The organism is Ruegeria sp. CG1 (genome assembly GCF_056537265.1).
On sequence record NZ_JBQFRF010000003.1, the window covers coordinates 114,201 to 135,365 of the forward strand.

Consider the following 21,165-nt stretch of genomic DNA (forward strand, 5'->3'; position numbering starts at 1 on the left):
CCCCCGGTTTCGTTTGCTTACTGAGACTGCCAGCGCTGAACCAGTTCGTCATAGTTGACGGTCTGGCCCTGCGGCTTTTCGTTCTCAAGCTTGGCCTTGGGCGAGCCCGGCTTTTCCAACCAGAAGGCGGCATCCTGCGGCTCGTTCAGACGCGGGCCACAGCCACCGTAGACACCGGCGCTTTCGTCAGCGGCCTGCATCCGGGCCATAGTGATGTCCATCTCTTCTGCCAGACGGTCCATCGCCTCTTGCGGGGTGAAGGCGCCCGAGTTCACGTCACCGATCTGCTGCCACCAGATCTGGGCCAGCTTCGGATAGTCCGGCACGTTGATGCCGGTCGGTGACCATGCCACACGGTCGGGTGAGCGGTAGAACTCGACCAGACCACCCAGCTTGGGTGCGCGCTCGGTGAACGACTCGTGGTTGACCGAGCTGTCGCGGATGAAGGTTAGGCCCACATGGGATTTCTTCACGTCGACAGTCTTGGACGTCACGAATTGGGCATAGAGCCAAGCCGCCTGAGCACGATCCGCAGGCGTCGACTTCAGGAAGGTCCACGACCCCACGTCCTGATAACCAACCTTCTGGCCTTCTTCCCAATAGGGGCCGTGCGGGCTGGGCGCCATCCGCCACAGCGGCGTGCCTTCGTCATCCACGGTGTTGTTGCCTTCGGACTTCGGCTTCACCATGTCTGCGGTGAAGGCGGTGTACCAGAAGATCTGCTGAGCCACGTTGCCTTGGCTAAGCGCTGGCAACGACTGGTAGAAGTCATAAGACGCCGCACCCGGAGGCGCATAAGCCCGCAGCCATTCATCCCACTTGCGGATCGCATAGACCGCAGCCGGGCCGTTCGCAGCACCACCACGCGAAACGGACGCGCCAACAGGGTTACAGGTGCCCGCTTCCATGCGGATGCCCCATTCGTCGACGGGAACGCCGTTCGGTTCACCCACGTCACCGGCGCCGGCCATCGACAGCCAGGCGTCAGTCATGCGCCAGCCGAGGTCAGGCGCGCGCTTACCATAATCCATGTGGCCATAGATCGTGGTGCCATCGACTTCTTTCACGTCATTGGTGAAGAACTCGGCGATGTCTTCGTAGGCCGACCAGTTGACCGGAACGCCTAGATCATAGCCGTATTTCTCTTTGAACGCGGCCTTGTTGGCTTCGTCATCGAACCAGTCCTTGCGGAACCAATATAGGTTCGCAAACTGCTGGTCAGGCAATTGATACAGCTTGCCATCAGGGCCGGTGGTGAACTGAATGCCCATGAAGTCATCCAGATCCAGCGTCGGTGAGGTTGTCGCTGCCCAGTCGCCTGCCATCATGTCGGTCAGCGGATAGGCCAGCTGCAGGCGCGAGTGCGTGCCGATCAGGTCGCTGTCGTTGACATAGCCATCATACAGATTCCGTCCGGTTTGTAGCTGAGTCTGTACGGCCTGAACCACTTCGCCTTCGCCGAGAATCTGGTGATTGACCTTGATCCCGGTTATTTCCTCGAACGCCTTGGTCAGAACCTCGGATTCATAGGAATGCGTCGGGATACCCTCGGACAGGACATTGATTTCCATTCCCGAGTACGGTTGTGCAGCATCGATGAACCACTTCATTTCGGACAACTGTTCATCCTTCGACAAGGTCGATGGCTGGAATTCGTCGTCGATCCAACGTTGTGCTGCGGCTTCGTCGGCCCAAGCAGGACCATGCCCCGCAATGACGGCCGCTGCCGCCACGGCGGAAAGTAGATGTCTCCGCATCTGTCTCCTCCCAAAGATTATGTGATCCGGTGCAGACCGGATGGCAAACAGCATCGATGATATTCGGCGCTGCTGTCAAACTAAAATTTTAGTAATAAGAGATAACAAATTTAAGCGCTTGATAAATAATAATAATACCTGCTTGCGGCGTGTTGGAAGTAGAATATACGCTCAAACAAATGGTGTCCGTAGGTGCTGAAAGCATCGCGAAACACCCAATTCTGAAGTGAGCTTAGCGCTTGCTGTTCCAATGCAAATTGGGTGGAACCCAACGCTGAACCAACCATAGCAGTGCTATACCGGATGCACCGGAAAGGCGTGGAAATGAAACTGCATCTTGGCGATGAGCCGCCCCAGATTGATCAAATACCTGTTCACAGTGTCATCAAAGTGCGTCAGTGGCTGGTGATGATCGTCGATGGCTAACGTTTTCTGAGATTGCAGAAGAAAAAGGCACCTCCAAACGCCGGGTGCGGCATCGTCGACGCCGTCATTGTCAGTCATCACAAACGCCTCGCTTCAAGGCGGGATGGCCAGACCTTCGATCTTGTTCAGAACTACCTCTCGTCGAGGCCAAGTCGGGCAGCATGTCGAGGATCGTTTGCTTGCTGACAACGGGCAGGGGACCGTCCAGCGGGGCCGAAGTTAATTCCGACAGCGGGATGCGGCAAATATTCCTGGTCACTGTACTGTGATCGTGCTGGTAGTCGCGCTTGATCAAATAGACTTAATCGTCAACCTGCGCGTAGCTCAGCTCTTGCTCAGTCATATAAAGGTGGATAACACCTTTCGGTATCTTGGAGTTGAGCTCGAGGAAGCCTTAGCCGTGGTGGAGGCAATTGAAATCTGACGCCTCTGGGTCGCCCTTACAGACGGCCCAAACCTGCCATTGAACACGGCACTCTCGTTACAGTGCGGAATTTCATAAAGCTGACATAGGTCAAGCGTTTGATTGAATCGTCAATGGAAAAGCTCATTGAGCAGTTGGGTAGTTTGACAGCGACAGTTAGGACTTGGTTTGAATTCTGCTCACCTGTAGCGAGGCGAGATCGGATTAGGCGGTAAGCCGCCTCGAAAAAGGCCTGAAAAGCATAATAGTAAATGATTGTGCTGCTGCCTCCGTTGAGCGAGTAAGTATCATCTGGTACTATGCCCCATTGTTTTATTTTTTTTGACCGCAGCTGCGCGGGTGAAGTGAAGCTGATTTTCGAAGGTGCATGTCATTTCATATGCACCGGGCCATCTGTGGATTTTGAGTATCAGAGACTTCTTCAGTCCTGCCGCGGCGGCGAAAGCTGACGGAGGACAATATGACTCATGACCTTGGCCGCGTTGTGCCTGTATCCCAGGCCGTAACGGATGCATCCCCCCTCAATCTTGTGCTTGATCCAAGCCCGATCGGCAGTCCGCGATTTGCAATGCTGCATTTCGACAATGTCTCGCTCTCTGGCGGCGCCCGGCTCGAGGTGAACCTTGGCTATACGACGGATGTGTTCTCGTCCGGCGCGCCCAGCGATTTCTGGACACGCCCTGCCGATGCGGCGACGGCTCCGATCGAAATCAGGATCGTCGGTGGCAGCGGTTCGGCGCGCCTGTTGGAATACGGCAGCGGCGAACCGACCCAAACAGTCAATCCGCCGGGAACCTTCACCGGCAGCCTGTCGAACCCCGATCCGTTTCTGCACACAAATCCCTTCGATGAACCGATCTATGAGACGCGGCTGATGTGCACGTCCGGGTTCGCCTGGCAGAATGCCGATTGCGCACCGCCCGCGGGCATTTCCCCAGCCGTCAAAGCGCAGGTCGAGAACGCCAGCGGCATCATTTTCTTGGTGCACGCTGGGCATGTCAGCAGTTGCTCGGGCACGCTGATCGTCGGCGATCTTTTTCTGACCTCGCGCCATTGCCTGACCGACGCCAGCGGCGAGGACGTTCGTAGCGCATCGGTGACTTTCGATTATGCGCCCAATTGCGACGGCTCGCGCCCAGGCGGCCATGCTCCGCGTTTCTTCAAGGTTATCGAAGAGGTGGCGTCCGGCACCGCACCGGGCCCTTCGACGGTCAACTCCGATTGGGTCGTCGTACGGCTCGACGCTGCACCCGGCAGCTTACCCGCGCCAATCCCCATCAGGACCAGCAACCTGATGGCCGGCGAAACGCTGTTGTCGATGCACCACCCAGGCGGTTCGGTGAAGAAAACACAGTCGGTTGTCTATGATGGCGACACCTCGACCATCAACGGGTTCGATTTCGCCGGCGGCAGTTCGGGCTCGGGTCTGTTCGACGCCGCCGGGCAACTTGTCGGCGGGCCGCTCAGCCAGGGGCCTATACCGGGTCCGTGCAATGTGAGGTTTACACCGGTCGCGGGCATTATCAATACACTCGAGAACCCGTCGCCGCCTCCGAACCCGCTCGATGTCATGCTGGTCTTCGACAAATCCGGCAGCATGAACAGCAACGCGCCGCCAGCAGGCCGCTCGAAACTGGAAGAGGCACAGGATGCGGCCAGCCTCTTTGTGCAATTGGTGCAAAACGGCGATGGTAACCGGCTTGGGCTGGTGACTTTTAACCATAGCCCTAACCTGGAACTCGGCCCCACAGCGACGGCCGCTGCCAAGAACACACTCGTCGGCAACACTCCACCGTTTGACGAGGGGCTGGTCGGAGACATCGCCGCAGGCGGCAACACCTCGATCGGTGGTGGCCTCAGCGAAGCGCTGTCGGCGATGTCCGGCACCAGCAACGATAGGACGATCCTGCTGCTGTCCGACGGTTTGCAGAACACCGATCCAATGGTCGAGGCGGTTGAGGACAGTTTGGGAGACACCCGCCTGTGCATCATCGGGTTCGGCTCCGATGCACAGATTGACGGCTCGCTTCTGGGTCGTTTGGCCGCCGAACATGGCGGACAATTCACCCGGGCTGTCGACGGTCTGGCGCTACGCAAATTCTTCGGCGTCTGCTTCGGCGACATCTTCCAGAGCGGTGCTCTGAACGACCCCGAACACGTGTTGCGTGCCAGTCAGACCGTTTCCGCGCCGCACACTTTCAAAGTCTGCGGCGAAGAGGAAATCACCGTGGCCATCGGCTGGGACGAGGTTTCGACGCCGCTGCGGCTGCACGTGAAAACACCAAAAGGCAAGTCCGTCGGTGGCAAAGGCTTCACCGAAGTGCGAGGTCGCACCTGGGCATTCATCCGCATTCCGCTGCCGTTCCGTGGCGAACGCGACGGTACCTGGAGCTTCACCGTAGACCGGGTGCCAACCGGGGGCGAATTCCCGCCGCCACCAACCGACGTCCAGTATTTCTCGCTGGTCGTGTGCGAAGGTGGGCCAAAGATGCGCTACCTTGGAAACCAGCAGCGCATTTATACCGGCGACCGGATCGATCCGCTGGTCGGTTTGCACTACCCGAACGGAACCGTGCCCCACGGGACAACTGTGCACGTGACGGCGACCTCTCCCACCCGCTCGCTTGGGGCCTTGGTCCAAGAGCGCGGCATCTCCAAACCGGTCATCACCGGTGACGCGCTCGGTGGATTCCGCGCAACGTTGCAAACCATCGAACGCGAGGAAGGCGCACTGCCGGTTGTTGCCGACAGCATGACATTCGCACTCCACGACGATGGGGCACATGACGATGGTGCCATGGCCCCGGACGGCGTCTTCAACTTGCCGCTGAAGGACTTTTCGGTTGTCGAAGGCACCTATGATTTCCGCGCGACGGCCCGCTATGGCGACGATTGCCAGTCCACCCGCGAGGTCATGTGGTCGGTCCATGTCGAGATAGGCATCGACCCCGAGAAGACCGATGTAGTGATTGAAGGTTCCGATGGCAAAGGCACGCTGGTCCTGACGCCGAGTGACAAATACGGCAATCCCCTCGGACCCGGACGTCCGGGCAGTTTCGAGGTTCACCCCATTCCGGGTGTCTCGATCGACGGGCGCGTCAAGGACAGGGGCAACGGCAGCTATGGTGTCGACATCTCTTGGGACGCAGACATCGATCGCCCCGGCATCGTGGTGCAGCAACCCGACCGGGCCCCTGGCGTCTATCAGCCGCCCGCAGGTGCGGTGCCTTGCGACGACAATGAAGACAAGGATTGCTTCGACAAGGCCGAGAAACTGCTGGATTGCATCGGCTTGCCCGACTCCGATGTACGCAAGATCCGCATCAAAAGCGTCTGCGTCGAGTTCTTGATCGACAATGACAAAGAGTGCTAGGTCTAGCGCCTAAAGGTCAATCTCCGAAGCAGAGTAACATCCGCATGATCCGGGGTGCTTGGCGAGGCAAGGTGGGCCCATTGCTGCCGTTTGACCCTGGTCACCTTCTCGCGGTGCGGACCGTCAAAGCTGTCGTTCGCTGCAATCGCGAAGCTGGAAAGTAGACGATGATCTGGGGAACGGCTCTGAGCGGAGATGTAACTTTAACGGACGATGTTGCAGCTTAACCCAACAGACCTGCCATCTATGGATTGTGGTTTCGTCAGGACCCAAGGGCGGGTGCTGATTTGGATGGCCTTTGTGTACTTCGAAGATCTCACGTGCAAACTATCATCCCAGCTCGAACATCTGATCAGTCGGATTTGGCGATCTCTAATGCTTGTTCCCTTAGCCAATTGATCGCTGGATTGAAGCGGCTACGCTCGTGGCGGACAAGAAAATAAGGGAAGCCACAACTCGGCCGAAACGGAGCTGAACAAAGAGAGGTCAATTTCTGGACTTGCTTTGCCAGCCGCTTGGGGACAGCTGCAACTGCATCCGTCTGTCCTACCAAAAAAGGTAATGTGGTGAAGTAAGGCTGCTGGAACACAGCATTCGAACCATCTCCTTTTTCCCTCATGATCGTATCGGTTTTCAGACCCGAAGTGCCCGGAAAACTGAACTCGATTAACCGGTAAGCCGAAACGTCTCGCGGAGTAAGTGCCCGTTTTGATGACGCATGTTCTTCAAGCGGATGGCCTTGTCGGAACAGGATTTCGTAGGTTTCATCAAATAGCTTCTGAACAAGCAAATCGTTCCTCGCATCCAAATCCGCGTATAGCAGCAGATCAATTGCTCCTTTTTCCAAATCGGTAAAGCTTTGCGGCACCAGTGGCGAGACATTGAACCTTAATGCTGGTGCGGTAACGGCAAAGACTTCCATCATGGGTCCCAGGACAGCCGCGACGCCGTAATCTGTCGAGGCAATGCGATAGCAATGGTTGGACTGTGCCGGATCAAAGGCGGACGGCTGGAAGACGTCAGCTATCGCCGACAGGGCAGCATCGACCGGTTCATTCAAGCCCAGAGCATGATCCGTTAATTGGTATCCGGACTGCGTTCGGATCAGCACCGGATCTCCAATAAGGTCGCGTACCCGGGCGAGGATTCGACTGGCGGCGGGCTGGCTGATCCCCAGATGTATTGCCGTGCGTGTCACGCTGCTTGTGCGAAGCAGGAGCTGTAGGAACCGTAGAGTCCTAACATCCAGAGAAGTTAAGATGTCATTCATTTTTTGCATGCTCATCATGCTATTTGCGTCATCCCAATTATGTCCGTCGCGAGTTAACTGACAAGTGAAGCCTAACCGGGCGCCCCCCCAGATCGGGGCGCTCGATCCAAGATCGTTTGGTTGTCGAGACCATCAAACTGTATACGAAAGGGCAGCAGCAATGATTACACGACGCATGTTCAACTCAATCGCGATTGCAACATCCTTGAGCGGAGCTTTCGCCGCCCGCGCTAGCACAGCGGAGGCATCCGGTGACCCAGATCAATCGGCATTTGGCTATTATGATGTTGAAACAGTGTCCTTTGACAGCTCTGGGGAAACCCTTGTTGGAAAGTTGTTGAGACCTGCTTCGGAAGGACTTCACCCGGCAGTTGTGATCATCGGCCCTGTTGCATTCGTCAAGGAACAGTCACCGGTGCAATATGCAACCCGCCTGGCATCGCGCGGGCTGGCAGTTCTGATATTCGATCCACGCTATCACGGAGAAAGCTCGGGCTCACCCCGACGCTACGAGTCTGGTGAAGCCAAGGTTGAAGACTGCCAAGCCGCCCTCGGTTTTCTCGCAAACCAAGAAGGCATCGACGCAAACCGGCTTCATCTTCTCGGGATCTGTCAGGGTGTCAACTGGGCGATTGAAACAGCGGTGACAGACGGTCGCGTGGCCTCTCTCGGGGTTGTCGCGGGCCACTATCTAACTGAGGAAACCGCCAGAATGTACCTTGGCAGTGATGCCGAGGTTGAAGCACGCATAGATCGCGCGGCCAAAGCAGCCACCGAATTCGAAAAAACGGGGGAAGCAAGCTACATCCCGATCGTCGGCTCTGAGGATGCCCTTCTGACCGCAACTGCCATCGCAGACTGATACCTACCATGGGATAACAGGGCCCCTTGGCTGACTTTCAAAGGGGGTTGGGAAAACCGCATCACCGCGATGAGCGAAGCTGGCATTTGGGGCTGGCGGATCGACGAAACAGCCCCTCAACTGAACCTGCCTGTATTGATGATCCATGGCGACAGAGCGGCAAGCGGTCAGGTCATTCCCCGCCGCATTTTTGAAGAAATCGCGTCAGAAAAGAAGACGCTGTATTGGATCGACGGCGCCAACCAGCTTCAGTTTTACGAAGACCCGTTGATCATTGATGCCGCCGTCAATGCTCTGGCTCCGCACTTTCTTGCCTCCAATCGAACCCTTTGATGCAAACCGCTCGGTTCATTGACGCCGCCCCGGAACAATCATTGCCGGAAAAACGGGCGGCAACATCAAGGCACAGATACACCGGAGAAATATTTGAGATGAGAGTTCTTTCGCTATTGTTCACTTGCACCACGTCCTTACCTGTTGTCGCCGAACAGGAGCTGCCGCCCTTTACCGAAGCCGTTTTGCCGATGGGAAATGATGTCTATACCGTATCGATTGGACCGGGTGGGCCAGATGAAGAGTTCAGCTCAGACGCCACTAACGGCGGGCTCTACAAGCTCACTCCTGATGGCGCGACCGAAGAAATCAAACTCTCGGATGGGCAAGGTCTGCGCAACCCAACAGGGATGGTGCGTTCCGGCAACCAGATTGTCATTGTGGATGGCAATGAGGTCATTTCTACCGCTTCGGATGGCACGGTAAACTGGCGTCAGGCTCTCGATGACGATGGTGTTTTTCTCTACGATATCGAAGCCCTCGACGACGACACCCTTCTTGTGAGTGATTTTGGGCGCGGCGCATTCCTATCGGTCGCAGCCCAAACCGGACAAATTCAACCTCACCTCGGCGATTTGCGCATCAGTGGTCTCGCCCGCTTTGCAATCGCAGAGACAGGTATTTACGCTGTGTCCTGGGGCAGCGACGACGCCTGGGACAGCGCTTTGTATTGGGTTCCGCATTCAGGCAACGGAGATACTGCTGTAGCTGTTTCAACCGGCTTTGGTAACTTGGAATCCGTTGAAGTCGTGAACGGCACAATTGTTGTCGGGGGTTACCGGGGTCACGAGAAGTACCCGAATGCGAGGCTCTTGCGCGTTGAAACTGATGGGTCCGTAGATCCGCTGAGCGTCGGGTCTCATTCGCGTGGGATTTCCGATATACTCTTCGATGGGTGGTCGATTTGGCTGACCTATTTCTATGACGCATCCTATGCGGAGTTGCCGTCTCAGGCGATACAGAACTTTGACTAAAAGACGCGCGTACTCTCGCTTCTGTGGTGTGGGGCTTCCGCCTGTACCATATGCTCCGAGAGCTATTTTACGGCCCTAGTCCCGGTTCCCAGAAGGCATATTTAGTCGCTGTCTTCAGTGAAATCCTCAGGCTTTAGTACCATGATTTCAAGGTATCTAGCGTTCGAAATTGGATCAATCCGATTGGCCTCTTCGCTAACGAATTCCACCCAAGCAGTTGTGTGATCATTAGTTTCGTGGCCCCTTAACTTCAGCACGTCTTGGACCAATTGGCACAATATCCTCGCATCTTCGAGGTCGCGGGCATGGCCAAGCAGCATGCTGCGTTTCGCTTTCTCAAATTTTTTGTTCCTAACACGGAGCGCTTCAAGCCTTGCCGACTCGGCTTCTTTCGTTCTTCGCTCATGGTCTTGTTTGCGTTCAATTAACCACTCATGCTGGCGCTCGGCATGTTCCCGGTGAATGGTCTCGGCCAATACAACCAATTCGATCGCAAGCTCGGTAAGACGCGTTTCAAGTTTGACGTCCGGCTCATCCGCCCAAGATAACCGGACATCTTGCCCACGAAAGTGGTTTGGAACGATCAGAGTTATTAGTTCTTTAGCTGGCCTGTGGCCACCGGGGTTCCGATAGTAGTTGCTCTGCCTCAAATCCGCCGTCGCGAGAAGCTAAAGTGGTACATGCCGTTGATGAATGGAAATTGAGATTTCGATGGTCTCTTCTCCCTTAATTCTCGGTTTGCCACCGCATTTTGCGACGCCCAGGAAAGCCGCAGCAAGCCCCTATCTCGCCAAAGATCTAACCACGCTGACGGCCCGTTGCAGACATTCGACGCGTATCCGAAGTTTTGCGCTAAGAGCGCTCGGCAGAAATTCGAGTGGGCACGAGTTCTAAACCCGTTTGGCATTCATGCAGACAGATGGAGGTTATTTGAATAATTCTATCATTCCACCGGATCCAAGTAGGGAGCTGCCGCTGGCCGGTTTTTTCAGAGCATGCATGTGATCAAATTGCATCATACAAAAGACCAGTCAGAAATTCGTTAATATATCGTTAATCGGAACATCAAAAAGCCATCTTTTTTTTGCTGCTAACAAATACGCGGAGGTTTTCGCGCAAAAAAGTTGCGGTGGTTTCCCGACCACTCTTAAGGGGTGAACAAGATGTTACGAGTAAGCGGTTTGAACCGCAAAGCGCGCCGTCGTACAGCGGCACTTTCCAAAGCGCAGACGAGCAAATACCATCAAGGAAAATCCGCTGCATATCGCGCTTTCGCTGCTCCAGTTGCTGCCGGTGCGATAGGTTTGGGTGCATCGATTGGAGTGGCAACTCCTTCGATCGCGCAAACGGTTGTTCCTCCATCAAACGGTTCGTGCAGTGTTGCGGGTGACCTCGCCACCTGTACGGGAGATGTTTCAACGGGTGTTCAGGCAAACGGGCCAGCAATCGAAACGCTCAATATCAATAACGTGACTGCTCCGGGAATTGCACCAGGCGGTGGAACAGACGGAGTGGCTTTCAGCACACCAACAGGTAACGTAACCCTTAACATCCAGACGAATGGAACCGACGGCATTGTCACGACGGGGAACGGCGCGGATGGGATTGTTGTGGATGCGGACGGCGACGGGGATGTTTCGATCACTTCGACGGGCGACATTGCAACCGACGGACGTCGGTCCTTTGGCATTCGGTCCGATCTTGAGGGTGACGGTGCCATTTCGGTTAACTCGACCGGCAATATCACGACATCCGGACCCAGCAGAAGCGCCGGTATCGGCGCTACTCAACAAGGTGGTGATGGCGATGTGTCAGTGGTTTCAGCGGGTCGTATAAGCACATCGGGCAGCCGTTCAGACGGAATTTACGCCAATCAGGACGGTGGAGACGGCACGGTATCGGTCAACTCAGCGGGCGATATCAGCACAATTCGAAATCGATCAACAGGCATCACCGCTCTTCAGAGTGGCGGCGAAGGGGATGTCTCGGTGGTGTCGAATGGCAATATCTCAACGGCTGGAAACAACTCTGGCGGTATACTTGGACAGCAAAGCGATGACGATGGCGATGTCGCGATCCTATCAACCGGAAACATCACAACAGAAGGAAACAACGCGAACGCCGTCTTGGCGCGTCAAAATGGCGGCGATGGGGATATCTCCATTGAATCCGAGGGCAGTCTCTCGACTTCTGGAAATAACGCCCGCGGGATCTTTGCACGGCAAGACGACGGTGATGGCGATATCACGATCCGCTCGACCGGAAATATCACAACAGCTGGCAACAACGCTGATGGCATCTTTGCCCGCCAAAGGGGTGGAGACGGAGATATCAACGTCACTTCGTCGGGCAATATTTCGTCCGCAAGGGACGGCATCCGCGCGCTTCTGACCAATGATGGCGACATTACAATTTCGAACCGGGGCGATGTCAGCGGCGCAGCAGCGGGCGACGGTATCAACGCCACGGTGAATGGCGCTGGTGATGTCGTCGTCGACAGCATCGGGGATATTACTGGCAGAGAATACGGGATTTACGGCGTAGCAAATGGAACAGGCAACGTAACGGTCAATTCCAACGGCAACATTTCTGCTGAAGAAGAACATGCGATCTTTGCTGACGCGGAGGACGGGAATGTGGCCGTCAATGTGACGGGCGACGTCCAATCCCTCGATAGCGATGCAATTGATGTGGAAACCGGCAGCCCCGGAGGTGTGATTGACGTCACTGTGGTGGGCAATATCACTGGCGATGCGATCGGCATTGACGCTGATGCCGAGGACTCCGGTGATATCAACATTCAGGTCACAGGTGATATCCGCGCCGGTTCGGATGACGGCATCGAAGCCGAAGTTGATGGTGACGGCGACATCTCGATCACGATGAACGGTGATATCGAAGCAAGCGAACACGGGATCCGCAGCTTTGTTGCTGGCGACGGAAACATCTCGGTTGAAGCGTCGGGTGAAATTGCGGCGGAAAATATTGATGGCATTAACGCTGAAATAGACGGAAACGGCGATGTTACTATTTCGGCATCCGGTACCATCGATGCCGAAGTTGACGGAATCTTCGCCCACGTGACCGAGAACGGCAACATAAGCATTACAAACGCTGCATCCATAACCGCCAGAAACGACGAGGGAATTGACGCCGAAATCTTCGGAGATGGCGATGTCTTCATTAGAAACTCGGGGCGGATAATCTCTCGCGAAGACGATGCGATCGAAGTGGATGTCGAGGGAAGCGGCGATGTCAGCATTGTGAACTATGCCCAGCTCACCGCCGATTCCGACGCGATCGATATCGAACTAAACGGTGACGGCGATGCCCGTGTGACCAACAGCGGGGCGTTGCGTTCGCTGGACAATAACGGGATCGAAGTGGACGTGGACGGAGCCGGTTCAATCACCATTGTGAACACCGGAAATATTGATGCGTTCGAATACGGTATCGAGATCGAAGATCGCGACAACAACGCCGCTGCAATAATCACAAACTCCGCCCGCATCACCGGTCGAGAAGGCTTTTCCATCGTATATGGCGGCGATGGGAACGACACGTTGAATCTCGAGCCCGGCTCGATTCTGAACGGATCGGTCGATTTCGGCAATGGCAACGATGGCATGGGGGGCACGAACCCGAATGACATTGACACGTTGAACTTTGCGCGCGGGATGAATTCGGTTGTAAATTTTGCTGATGCATCGGGTGACGATAATGACCTCGCATCCGCCCCCGAAGTCGTCAATTTTGAAGGGGCCGGCGTTGTGGCCAACAATGGCCTCACTGCGGTTTCGGTGGATACGACGGGATTCGCGGCCCAAGGTACCTTTATCAGCGATCTCACCGACGCGGTGTTCAATACGATTGACACCGCCAGCCCCTATGCGTCCGGCTCGTCCGGTGGCCAGGTTAGCAGAAACCTGGGTCCTTTCGGGTATGTTGAACAGGATAACGGCCCATATGTCTGGGGTTCAGCCTTCGGAGGAGATCGCGATGTTGAAGAAGACGGTTCAAATCTTGGATTCAGCCATCGTATGTACGGTTTCGTAGTTGGTGCCGAGACGAATGAATTCATCGATAACAGCGATTTTGGTGTTCTTGTCGGATATGACGACAGCCATGTCTCGCTGGATCAAGACGCAGGAGATACCGATATCACGTCATATTTTGGGGGCGTCTACCTCGAAAGGGACTACGGACGATACAGCCTCAACGCAGCGCTTCTTGCTGGCGTAACCGACAATGAAGCGACCCGAAACGTTGATGGCGGCGAAGCGAAAGGCGATTTTGACGGCACGTTCGTTTCGCCATCGCTCTCGATCTCGGCACCCATCAACGCCTTGCCAATTCCTGCCTTCTTCAGTGCACGCGCAAGCTATGTCTTTCTGAAACTTGATGAATATTCCGAAACAGGAACCGCGTATCCGCTGACTGTCGAAGATCGGAACGTTTCGCTGTTCAACACGCGGGCTCAATTGAACTTGCCCCGCCTCTACGAGGCCGCAAATGGATCGAGTACCTACCTGAACTGGGCCGTTGGAGTAGATGCAACTTTTGATGCAGGATCCGACGATGTGGACGCAATCGTAGCAGCGACACCCTTTTCTTTCGTAGCTTCAACAGAAGATGCAGCTGCAGGGTTTCTTGGCTTTACGCTTGAACATACCTCTGCAGATGGAAACCGATCGATAGGCTTCAGCGGCGAGTTTCAATCAACCTTTGGTGGTGGATCCAGTGTTGTCGGAGAACTCACGGCTTCCATAAGGTTCTAAACCAACGAATTGCCGTATTGTTTGGTCAAATGTTGGTTCTTAACAGCCTCTTCAAACTGACTGCCTTAACATGGGAGCGTCTGTTTAGTTTCGTCACGCACGTCCAAGCCATCTACGCCTACGAAATCACAGGGGCTTTTTTGTATTTTCGAATCTAGCCGTAGGCGTCGACCGCGAAGGTCGGATTTCGCCTCCGCTACCGGATAGGTTTGCAACCGCAGAGAATGTCAGCTTCCCGCCCATTTTAATGTTAACAACTGGACTTTAGGCTGTTCGCAAGCGGTACTAACGACGGTCAAGACTCGCCCGAGGTGCCCGGGCTCCGCTCTGTTCAGGGCGCGGACTTAGCCTGTGCCCATAGAGTGGAGAATAAAATGTCAAATGCATCCAACCTGGAAATAAAATCACCACCTGCCAAAAAGCCCGGAGCAGCCGACGCGTCAACAAAGTCTACAGATACTGCTGTCCCTTAAGGCCGGTGCAACGATTGTGCAGATTCAAAACGTCTTTGGCTGGCAGCCGCATTCTGCGCTCGCAGCGATTTCGATGATGCGCAAGGCGGGACATACCGTTGAGCGATCAGGGTCTGAAAAAAGTACTGTCTATCGGATTGTGAAGGAGGCGTCAGCATTACGGATGCAAACTTCAAGTTTTGCGACCTTACGCACGTACTCGCTGACATCGAAAATCTGGACCGCTCTAGCTGCCTTGATCAGTGGCAGAAAATGTTCGGTCGGCCGCCGCCGAAGTAACTGTCCTCGCAGTTCATGAAGCCGGTGTTGACCTGGGAGCTACAGATACAAGAACTAGGCGGGTTGTCTGTGAAGACAGAACTCCGACTGCAACAAATCGCGTTGGGAAAAGCGCTGCCACCTAGTCTGAAACCAGGATCACATCTGGTGCGGGAGTGGAACGGACGCACCTATCAGATTGAAGTAATCGCGGGCGGATCTTTCTTGGACGGCAAAACGTGGCGCTCCCTGTCGGCCATCGCAAAGCACACCACCGGACCGCACTGGTCAGGCCCGCGCTTCTTCGGGGTTCAGTGATGCAACTTATCCGCTGCGCCATCTACACTCGAAAAAATTCGGAGGAGGGGCTAGAGCAGGAATTCAATTCGCTGGATACCCAGCGGGAAGCCTGCGAAGCATACATGCGAGCCAGAAGCACGAGGGCTGGGAATTGTTGCCGGATCACTATGATGATGGCGGTATCTCGGGCGGTCATCTTGACGGCCCTGCTCTGCAGCGGTTGATGCAGGCTGTAGATAATAATCACGTAGATCAGATTGTTGTTTGAAAGGTCGACCGGTTGACACGATCGCTGACTCACTTGGCAAAGCTGATCGACCATCTCGACGCAGCCGACGTATCGTTTGTGTCCGTTACCCAGTCCTTTAATTTGTCCACCAGCATGGGGCGCTTTACACTCAACGTGTTGCTCAGTTTCGCTCAGTTGAACGTGAAATGACCGCTGAACTTATCAGGGAAAAAATTGCGGCCTCTAAACACAAGGGCCTATGGATGGGCGGGAATGTTCCGTTTGGATATCAGGCGGACGGCCTGACGCTTAGAATCGACGAAGAGGAATAGGCAACAATTAGGGCGCTCCACGATCTCTATCTGGAGCATCAGACCATTTTTTGTTTCAAAGAGCGGGCGGAGGCACTGGAGCTCCGGATCCGGCGCCCGGAACGCCCGGGTGGGCGCGTGACGGGCGGGACGTTCTTCGATCGCGGGCATATCCATCAACTTCTCAGCAACCCTATCTATGCTGGCCGCATACGACACAAGGGTCAGGTTGATGATGGGCAGCACCCCGCTATCATTGACCCGGCGGTATAGCAGCTGGTGCAGCAGTGGTTGATAGATGGCGCGGCAAGGGAGCGTGGATTAAAGCAGAAGGCCAAGCGATCAGTGCTGGCCGGGAAGCTCTTTGATGAGACCGGAGATCGGCTGACAACTAGCCATAGCCGCAAAAACGGCAAGCGTTTGCGTTACCACATCTCTAGAAGTCTGTTGACCGATCGAATTCAGAAGCATCCGGATGCCTGGCGGCTGTCGGCAGAGCAGCTCGAAAACCTTCTGGTCGAATGGTCAGACAACACTTGAACCGACCGAACGCTGTGACTTCAATGGTGCGGAATATGTCTGCAGCCGAAAGCGCTTCGGCAACAGAGTTTCTCAGAGATTGCCAGTCTGCCAGGAACTGCCTTGGCATGATTGCGCGGGCGGAGCTGTGATAGGGCTCTCTGAGGGTGCAACTGGATATCCAGGCGCGGGCCCAGATGATTGGTTGCAGGGTCGACCTGGTCGATGCCGGGGAACTAGCGATCGAAGCGCCATTCCGGATGCGCCGCAGAGGCTTGGAACTGAAATTGCACTTAGGCGATCAGCCCCCTGAAATCGATCAAACACTTATCCGCAACGTCGTTAAGGCCCGCCGGTGGTTGGCGATGATCAATGATGGCAGAGCTTTCTCAGAAATCGTTCAAGAAGAAGGCACCTCCAAACGCTGGGTGCTGGATGTGGTCGATCTGGCCATGCTGGTGCCTGATGCTCTGGATGCCATCGATTCAGGCGAACAAACTGATGGCCTGACAATGGACTACCTGATCAGGTCGGGTTTCCCGGCGATCTGGTCAGATCAACACAAGGGCTTCTCTGCCCTCTGATCTGCCGCCTCTCCGAAACACACCAAACTCGTACCGTCGGAATCGCGACCTGGGACTGTGGTCGGAAATCGACCACTGTTGCGCACACGCTCGGGTCTCAGTTGAAATTACTGGATCTTAAGTCGCTGAAAACACGCTATAATCGGCGTGCAACTTCTCGGTATGTGATTTCCGGGAAATCATGGCTGGGGTGGTAGGATTCGAACCTACGATACACGGTACCAAAAACCGCTGCCTTACCACTTGGCTACACCCCAACGGTGAGCGGCTATCTACGACTGTTGCTTTCAGGGTTCAAGGGCTTTTTTGGACAATTTTGATGTGGATATGCAATTTAGTTTGATGGCGGTTGGATCGTCGGGATGGTCGAGTAGGGGGCAGGCGATTGTTTGAGGCGAAGCTAGATCTCTAAAACGAAAATCCAACTGGCAATCCTTGGTTTTGCGGTCTCGAGATACAATCCGCAATGCGCCACAACGCTCGTTCCTGCGACTGCGTTTCAATAGCGCAAGAATTGGATTAAATTATTGATTAATAGCGATAAAAATTACCTTTATCAGTTGAATGTCTTTGGCTTCGGACCTAGCTAGATAAAGTCCGCTAGCCAGCACGAAAAAGGAGCGAGCAATGAAATTGAACCCGCAAGTTGCAGAAGCATTGAATAAGCAGATCAACAATGAGCTCCACGCTTCGTACACCTACTTGGCGATGTCGGCTTATTTTGAGGCGCAGGATCTGCCAGGATTCGCCAGTTGGTTTCGGGGGCATTCTGCCGAAGAGGAAACCCATGCAATGCGTATATTCGACTTTATCGCCAAGCGGGGTGGGAGGGTAAATCTCGACGGCATCGCAAAACCGCAAACGGACTATGAATCACCCGTTGATGTACTGGAGCAGGCGTTGGCGCAGGAGCAAACCGTGACGGGCCAGATCAACGCGTTGTTTGAGCTGGCGCATGAGGTCAAAGAATACAGCACACAGAATATGCTGAACTGGTTCCTGGCCGAACAGATAGAGGAAGAAGACCTGTTCACATCGATCCTGGACAAGGCCAAGGCGGCCAGCGGGGACCGATGGAACCTGCTGTTGTTGGATCAGGAACTGGCCAAACGCGGCAGCGCTGCAGGCGCGGAGTAGCTCAGTCGGCGCTGTTGCGCACGTACGTCATTCCCGAATCTCGGCGGGGTCGACCCCCCAAAGATTGCTTTTCAGGGTCCAGCCCCGATAGCCGCCTGCCGAGATGCGGCACCAATCGGGTGAGCACTTTTCAAGCCGGGCGACGACGCCGGTTTCAAATTGCGCGTTCACCTGCGATTTGGGATCAGGCATCGCGTAAACCGGCAGCAAGTCGGCTTCGATAAGGACTGTCCGCACACCTGAAAGCAGCGCGTAATGCACCCAACCCCCGGCACCGTCTCGATCCTGAACCTTGCGCCAGTTTCCATATTCGGCCGTGATCTGCAGCGGCATGCCACGCCGTTTGAACACCCAATCGATTCGGTGAGTCAGCGAAGGGCCGCGACGGACATTACCCTCGGCGGCTTTCATCGAGACATATCGCGGAAGCGGTAGATTCGTCACTGGACCGCGTTTTTCCTGCGCGGACACGGCCACTGCGCCGAGCACGAGCAGGAAAACCGATATCAACACCACAAAATGGCGGTTCACTGAAAAACTAGCACTCACTGCCTGTCTGCTCTTATGCCTGTGGATCGTATGCAAAAAAGGTTGAGACGATGCCCAAGGGGTTCTTGTGCCCCGTGTAATCCTGCGCCACGATGCCATGGCGCGCGGCAGTTTGCAAAGCGGTAGGAGGGTCAAGGTGCCAAGAGAACGTCTGAGTGTTGTCGTTACGCGACGGTTGCCCGAAGCGGTGGAAACACGGCTAAGCGAGCTTTTCGATGTAAAACTGCGTGACACCGACGATCCCATGACTCGCGAAGAGCTGGTGGCGGCAGTGAACACAGCAGATGTGTTGGTTCCGACGATAACCGATACAATTGATGGCGGTATCCTGGGGCAGGCTGGTGAGAAATTGCGACTGATCGCCAATTATGGTGCCGGTGTCGACAACATTGATGTGGCGACGGCGAGGCAGCGCGGGATCCTTGTCTCGAACACACCAGGAGTACTGACTGACGATACTGCAGATATGACTATGGCTCTGATCCTGGCGGTTACACGACGTATCCCCGAGGGGTTAGGTGTGATGCAAAAGGGCGATTGGGCCGGTTGGGCCCCGACGGCCTTGCTGGGTGGCCGGGTCGGTGGTCGCCGCTTGGGTGTTCTTGGGATGGGCCGGATAGGGCAGGCCGTTGCGCGACGTGCCAGCGCGTTTGGAATGCAGGTCCACTATCACAACCGCCGCCGGTTGCGCCCCGAGATTGAACAGGAACTTGAGGCGACCTATTGGGATAGTCTTGATCAGATGGTGGCGCGGATGGACGTCATCTCGATCAACTGCCCGTCGACCCCTTCGACCTTTCATTTGATGAATGCGCGGCGTTTGAAATTGATGAAACCCACGGCGGTGATCGTGAATACATCACGCGGTGAAGTCGTTGATGAGAACGCCCTGACACGCATGATCCGCGCCGGTGAGATCGCGGGCGCTGGTCTGGATGTTTATGAACAGGGCACGGATGTGAACCCACGCCTCCGGCAATTGCCGAATGTGGTGCTGCTGCCCCATATGGGCTCGGCGACGCTTGAGGGTCGGATCGAGATGGGTGAGAAAGTCATTATCAACATCAAGACCTTCGAAGACGGTCATCGCCCGCCAGATCAGGTTGTGCCTGCAATGCTTTAGGCTGTGGCCTGAGAAAAGGGGAACGCAATGGTGCAGGCAACTGCTTTGCCGCGAAACGAGGCCGGGATCGACACGGCGCTGGGAATTTTGAAGCAGAGGTTCGCAGACCGGCTGCAATCTGGTGCTGCGATCTGCGAGCAGCACGGGCACACGACAACGTGGATTGAAAACCAGAGTCCGGACGCAGTCGTCTTCCCGCATTCAACCGAAGAAGTGGCCGATATCGTCAGGACCTGTGCCGAGCACAAGGTGCCAGTCATCCCATTCGGAACAGGCACCTCGCTCGAAGGTCATGTGAACGCTCCTGCTGGTGGCATATCCGTCGATCTGAGTCAGATGAACAAGATATTGGCGGTTAATGTCGGTGATCTAGATTGCGTTGTCCAACCGGGTGTCACCCGAGCCGAATTGAACACCCATCTGCGGGATCAGGGGTTGTTCTTTCCGATTGATCCGGGCGCGAATGCGTCGCTAGGTGGCATGGCCGCGACACGCGCGTCTGGCACCAATGCTGTGCGTTATGGGACAATGAAAGACAATGTGCTTAGCCTTGAGGCCGTGATGCCGGACGGGCAAGTGATCCGCACGGGGCATCGTGCGCGAAAATCTTCGGCGGGTTTTGATCTGACCCGCTTGCTAATCGGTGCCGAAGGCACACTGGGAATAATCACCGAAATCACATTGCGATTGCAGGGTATCCCCGAGGCCATCAGTTCAGCCCGCTGTTCTTTTCCATCGGTGGATGCTGCCTGTCAGGCTGTGATGATGACTATTCAGTATGGTATCCCGGTTGCGCGGATCGAATTGCTGGACCAGATGTCGGTCAAAGCGGCAAACGCATATTCAGGACTGGATTTGCCAGAAACGCCACTGCTGCTGCTGGAATTTCACGGTTCGGACAGCGGTGCAGCGGAACAGGCAGAGACCTTTGGTCAAATCGCGGAAGAATTTGGTGGCAGCGATATTACCACCACCACGACAACCGAAGAGCGCAACAAGCTGTGGCAGGCCCGGCACGATATGTATTGGGCCAGCCTACAACTGCGCCCAGGCGCGCGGGGCATTTCTACGGATGTATGTGTTCCGATCTCGCGTTTGGCCGAATGTGTGACCGCCGCACAGGATAAGGCCGCTGAATTGGGTTTGCTGGCCCCAATCGTGGGTCATGTTGGTGACGGTAACTTCCATACACTTCTGTTAATCGACATGGATGACGCAAAAGAGGTCGCAAGTGCAGAGGAATTCGTCGGTTGGCTAAATGATCTTGCAATTGCGATGGAGGGCACCTGTACCGGAGAACACGGAATCGGGCAGGGTAAACGCCCCTATCTGGTGAAAGAACTTGGTGCGGCGACAAATTATATGGCGGCGATCAAAGCAGCGCTGGATCCCGATAACATCATGAATCCGGGCAAGGTACTCTGACCGCGATTGTTGGGCTCGGCCATAACAGCGCCTCAATTTTAGGTGAATGATCTAGGAAAG

General features: G+C 55.3%; 19 protein-coding genes and 1 tRNA gene. 15 read left to right on the forward strand and 5 right to left on the reverse strand.

Features of this window, described 5'->3' with window-relative positions:
• Window positions 1-17 precede the first annotated feature (17 nt).
• A complete protein-coding gene (locus tag ACR0AU_RS10095; protein ID WP_170609618.1) occupies window positions 18-1,757 on the reverse strand; it encodes an ABC transporter substrate-binding protein in 1,740 nt (579 codons plus the stop codon).
• A 1,310-nt stretch (window positions 1,758-3,067) separates the two neighbouring features.
• On the opposite strand from ACR0AU_RS10095, the gene ACR0AU_RS10100 reads away from it, so the two are divergent.
• Window positions 3,068-5,980, forward strand: coding sequence for a VWA domain-containing protein (locus ACR0AU_RS10100; RefSeq protein WP_480795639.1), 2,913 nt, complete (start codon window positions 3,068-3,070; stop codon window positions 5,978-5,980).
• A 352-nt stretch (window positions 5,981-6,332) separates the two neighbouring features.
• On the opposite strand, the gene ACR0AU_RS10105 is transcribed toward ACR0AU_RS10100, so the two are convergent.
• Window positions 6,333-7,268 (reverse strand): LysR family transcriptional regulator, encoded by a 936-nt coding sequence (locus tag ACR0AU_RS10105; RefSeq protein WP_480439112.1) that lies wholly within the window; start codon window positions 7,266-7,268, stop codon window positions 6,333-6,335.
• A 142-nt stretch (window positions 7,269-7,410) separates the two neighbouring features.
• Here ACR0AU_RS10105 and ACR0AU_RS10110 point away from each other — a divergent pair, with 142 nt between their 5' ends.
• The 3 genes from ACR0AU_RS10110 (at window position 7,411) to ACR0AU_RS10120 (ending at window position 9,419) form a co-directional block, all read left to right on the forward strand.
• Window positions 7,411-8,112, forward strand: coding sequence for an alpha/beta hydrolase (locus ACR0AU_RS10110; RefSeq protein WP_480795640.1), 702 nt, complete (start codon window positions 7,411-7,413; stop codon window positions 8,110-8,112).
• Window positions 8,113-8,181: 69 nt separating this feature from the next.
• On the forward strand, window positions 8,182-8,445 hold the full coding sequence (locus ACR0AU_RS10115; RefSeq protein ID WP_480795641.1) for a hypothetical protein: 264 nt from the start codon (window positions 8,182-8,184) through the stop codon (window positions 8,443-8,445).
• A 98-nt stretch (window positions 8,446-8,543) separates the two neighbouring features.
• Window positions 8,544-9,419, forward strand: coding sequence for a hypothetical protein (locus ACR0AU_RS10120; RefSeq protein WP_170733037.1), 876 nt, complete (start codon window positions 8,544-8,546; stop codon window positions 9,417-9,419).
• Between the two features lie 101 nt (window positions 9,420-9,520).
• Here ACR0AU_RS10120 and ACR0AU_RS10125 read toward each other — a convergent pair whose 3' ends face one another.
• On the reverse strand, window positions 9,521-10,069 hold the full coding sequence (locus ACR0AU_RS10125) for a hypothetical protein (RefSeq protein WP_170776242.1): 549 nt from the start codon (window positions 10,067-10,069) through the stop codon (window positions 9,521-9,523).
• A gap of 513 nt (window positions 10,070-10,582) precedes the next feature.
• Between ACR0AU_RS10125 and ACR0AU_RS10130 the strand changes: the two genes are divergently transcribed.
• The 8 genes from ACR0AU_RS10130 (at window position 10,583) to ACR0AU_RS10165 (ending at window position 16,871) form a co-directional block, all read left to right on the forward strand.
• On the forward strand, window positions 10,583-14,197 hold the full coding sequence (locus ACR0AU_RS10130; protein ID WP_170733035.1) for an autotransporter domain-containing protein: 3,615 nt from the start codon (window positions 10,583-10,585) through the stop codon (window positions 14,195-14,197).
• A 411-nt stretch (window positions 14,198-14,608) separates the two neighbouring features.
• Complete coding sequence (locus ACR0AU_RS10135; RefSeq protein ID WP_480592830.1) at window positions 14,609-14,968, forward strand: DUF3489 domain-containing protein; 360 nt, start codon at window positions 14,609-14,611, stop codon at window positions 14,966-14,968.
• A complete protein-coding gene (locus ACR0AU_RS10140; protein ID WP_480439117.1) occupies window positions 14,965-15,246 on the forward strand; it encodes a DUF2924 domain-containing protein in 282 nt (93 codons plus the stop codon). The genes ACR0AU_RS10135 and ACR0AU_RS10140 overlap by 4 nt, the downstream gene beginning before the upstream one ends.
• 283 nt (window positions 15,247-15,529) lie before the next feature.
• Window positions 15,530-15,667 (forward strand): recombinase family protein, encoded by a 138-nt coding sequence (locus tag ACR0AU_RS10145; protein ID WP_480439213.1) that lies wholly within the window; start codon window positions 15,530-15,532, stop codon window positions 15,665-15,667.
• The gene (locus ACR0AU_RS10150) at window positions 15,664-15,789 is read left to right on the forward strand and encodes a hypothetical protein (RefSeq protein WP_480439119.1); all 126 of its coding nucleotides are present in this window, start codon (window positions 15,664-15,666) and stop codon (window positions 15,787-15,789) included. The genes ACR0AU_RS10145 and ACR0AU_RS10150 overlap by 4 nt, the downstream gene beginning before the upstream one ends.
• Window positions 15,790-15,834: 45 nt before the next feature.
• Window positions 15,835-16,041 (forward strand): recombinase family protein, encoded by a 207-nt coding sequence (locus ACR0AU_RS10155; RefSeq protein ID WP_480439215.1) that lies wholly within the window; start codon window positions 15,835-15,837, stop codon window positions 16,039-16,041.
• Window positions 16,042-16,047: 6 nt separating this feature from the next.
• Window positions 16,048-16,308 (forward strand): hypothetical protein, encoded by a 261-nt coding sequence (locus ACR0AU_RS10160; protein WP_480439121.1) that lies wholly within the window; start codon window positions 16,048-16,050, stop codon window positions 16,306-16,308.
• 146 nt (window positions 16,309-16,454) lie between these two features.
• Window positions 16,455-16,871, forward strand: a complete 417-nt coding sequence (locus tag ACR0AU_RS10165; protein ID WP_170733034.1) for a hypothetical protein — start codon at window positions 16,455-16,457, stop codon at window positions 16,869-16,871.
• A gap of 182 nt (window positions 16,872-17,053) precedes the next feature.
• Here ACR0AU_RS10165 and ACR0AU_RS10170 read toward each other — a convergent pair.
• A tRNA-Gln gene (locus ACR0AU_RS10170) sits at window positions 17,054-17,128 on the reverse strand.
• A gap of 370 nt (window positions 17,129-17,498) precedes the next feature.
• Here ACR0AU_RS10170 and ACR0AU_RS10175 point away from each other — a divergent pair.
• A complete protein-coding gene (locus ACR0AU_RS10175; RefSeq protein WP_170401952.1) occupies window positions 17,499-18,008 on the forward strand; it encodes a ferritin in 510 nt (169 codons plus the stop codon).
• Between the two features lie 27 nt (window positions 18,009-18,035).
• Here ACR0AU_RS10175 and ACR0AU_RS10180 read toward each other — a convergent pair whose 3' ends face one another.
• Window positions 18,036-18,524: an SH3 domain-containing protein gene (locus ACR0AU_RS10180; RefSeq protein ID WP_480439217.1), complete on the reverse strand. Its 489-nt coding sequence runs from the start codon at window positions 18,522-18,524 to the stop codon at window positions 18,036-18,038.
• A gap of 169 nt (window positions 18,525-18,693) precedes the next feature.
• On the opposite strand from ACR0AU_RS10180, the gene ACR0AU_RS10185 reads away from it, so the two are divergent.
• Complete coding sequence (locus ACR0AU_RS10185; RefSeq protein ID WP_170392503.1) at window positions 18,694-19,680, forward strand: 2-hydroxyacid dehydrogenase; 987 nt, start codon at window positions 18,694-18,696, stop codon at window positions 19,678-19,680.
• Between the two features lie 27 nt (window positions 19,681-19,707).
• A complete protein-coding gene (locus ACR0AU_RS10190; RefSeq protein ID WP_170733023.1) occupies window positions 19,708-21,105 on the forward strand; it encodes an FAD-linked oxidase C-terminal domain-containing protein in 1,398 nt (465 codons plus the stop codon).
• Window positions 21,106-21,165 lie beyond the last annotated feature (60 nt).

What these genes read in the sequence shown, in the direction of transcription:
- ACR0AU_RS10115 (WP_480795641.1), top strand. Translation starts at nt 8,182, where the DNA reads ATGAGCGAAGCTGGCATTTGGGGCTGGCGGATCGACGAAACAGCCCCT.
- ACR0AU_RS10110 (WP_480795640.1), top strand. Translation starts at nt 7,411, where the DNA reads ATGATTACACGACGCATGTTCAACTCAATCGCGATTGCAACATCCTTG.
- ACR0AU_RS10150 (WP_480439119.1), top strand. Translation starts at nt 15,664, where the DNA reads ATGACCGCTGAACTTATCAGGGAAAAAATTGCGGCCTCTAAACACAAG.
- ACR0AU_RS10140 (WP_480439117.1), top strand. Translation starts at nt 14,965, where the DNA reads ATGAAGCCGGTGTTGACCTGGGAGCTACAGATACAAGAACTAGGCGGG.
- ACR0AU_RS10095 (WP_170609618.1), bottom strand. Translation starts at nt 1,757, where the DNA reads ATGCGGAGACATCTACTTTCCGCCGTGGCGGCAGCGGCCGTCATTGCG.
- ACR0AU_RS10130 (WP_170733035.1), top strand. Translation starts at nt 10,583, where the DNA reads ATGTTACGAGTAAGCGGTTTGAACCGCAAAGCGCGCCGTCGTACAGCG.
- ACR0AU_RS10100 (WP_480795639.1), top strand. Translation starts at nt 3,068, where the DNA reads ATGACTCATGACCTTGGCCGCGTTGTGCCTGTATCCCAGGCCGTAACG.
- ACR0AU_RS10190 (WP_170733023.1), top strand. Translation starts at nt 19,708, where the DNA reads ATGGTGCAGGCAACTGCTTTGCCGCGAAACGAGGCCGGGATCGACACG.
- ACR0AU_RS10175 (WP_170401952.1), top strand. Translation starts at nt 17,499, where the DNA reads ATGAAATTGAACCCGCAAGTTGCAGAAGCATTGAATAAGCAGATCAAC.
- ACR0AU_RS10105 (WP_480439112.1), bottom strand. Translation starts at nt 7,268, where the DNA reads ATGATGAGCATGCAAAAAATGAATGACATCTTAACTTCTCTGGATGTT.
- ACR0AU_RS10120 (WP_170733037.1), top strand. Translation starts at nt 8,544, where the DNA reads ATGAGAGTTCTTTCGCTATTGTTCACTTGCACCACGTCCTTACCTGTT.